At 50.3% G+C, this 744-nt stretch carries 2 protein-coding genes; one reads left to right on the top strand and one right to left on the bottom strand.

The annotated features are described in order from the left end of the window. A partial coding sequence (locus tag FWJ25_RS20655; RefSeq protein WP_149601869.1) for a ribulose-1,5-bisphosphate carboxylase small subunit occupies positions 1–491 on the top strand: 491 nt, incomplete at its 5' end. A 24-nt stretch (positions 492–515) separates the two neighbouring features. Here the strand turns inward: FWJ25_RS20655 and FWJ25_RS20650 are convergent. Beyond that, positions 516–744: hypothetical protein (locus FWJ25_RS20650; RefSeq protein ID WP_223163283.1), on the bottom strand; the 229-nt coding region annotated here is incomplete at its 5' end.

Raw genomic sequence — 744 nt, 5'->3', positions numbered from 1 at the left:
CAGCCCAATCCAACATGGTTGCACCCTTCACCGGCCTCAAGTCGGCTTCTGCCTTCCCGGCCACCAGGAGGGCAAGCAACGACTTCTCCAAGCTTCCAAGCAACGGAGGCAGGGKTCAGTGCATGAAGGTCTGGCCGATCGAGGGTGTGAAGAAGTTCGAGACTCTCTCTTACCTTCCGCCTCTCTCCGTCGAGGCTTTGCTCAAGCAAATTGAGTATCTTCTCCGCAGCGGATGGATTCCTTGCTTGGAATTCTGCAAAATTGGCTTTGTATACCGTGAGCACCACCGATCCCCTGGATACTACGATGGGCGCTACTGGACCATGTGGAAATTGCCCATGTTCGGCTGCAACGATGCCACCCAGGTCGCGAAGGAGCTCGAGGAGTGCAAGAAGGAATACCCGGACGCATTCATCCGGATCATTGCCATCGACAATGTTCGCCAAGTTCAGTGCATCAGTTTCATAGCCTACAAGCCCGCAACCTACTAAGCATGAGCTAAATGTGTCAAGTGTCTAGAGTGTCTGTCCTGTTCGACTTGGCTTTGACCCTTTAAATTGCTTTGCCTCATTGTTCATTTCCTTCTCTATCCCCTCTCTCCAACAGATGAGAAATGGACTAAGGTCATTGTTATTTTGGTTGGTGAGGAACATCACAGCTCCGGCTATGTAAATCATGAGAAATGGACTAAGGTCATTGTTATTTTGGTTGGTGAGGAACATCACAGCTCCGGCTATGTAAATC

This window comes from Marinobacter salinexigens (assembly GCF_008370345.1).
Classification (GTDB): domain Bacteria; phylum Pseudomonadota; class Gammaproteobacteria; order Pseudomonadales; family Oleiphilaceae; genus Marinobacter; species Marinobacter salinexigens.
This window is presented reverse-complemented; position numbering and strand designations above follow the sequence as displayed.